Raw genomic sequence first — 255 nt, 5'->3', positions numbered from 1 at the left:
TACGAAACAGTCGAAGCTGTTTCATAATCTCCATAGAAAGGAGGTGATCCAGCCGCACCTTCCGATACGGCTACCTTGTTACGACTTCACCCCAATCATCTGTCCCACCTTCGGCGGCTGGCTCCCAAAAGGGTTACCCCACCGACTTCGGGTGTTACAAACTCTCGTGGTGTGACGGGCGGTGTGTACAAGGCCCGGGAACGTATTCACCGCGGCATGCTGATCCGCGATTACTAGCAATTCCGGCTTCATGTA

General features: G+C 54.1%; 1 rRNA gene. It reads right to left on the bottom strand.

The annotated features are described in order from the left end of the window. Window positions 1–36: 36 nt before the first annotated feature. Window positions 37–255, bottom strand: a 16S ribosomal RNA gene (locus M3206_RS18905); the annotation flags it as partial.

The sequence above is a fragment of the Fictibacillus phosphorivorans genome (assembly GCF_023715845.1).
Classification (GTDB): domain Bacteria; phylum Bacillota; class Bacilli; order Bacillales; family Fictibacillaceae; genus Fictibacillus; species Fictibacillus phosphorivorans_D.
This window is presented reverse-complemented; position numbering and strand designations above follow the sequence as displayed.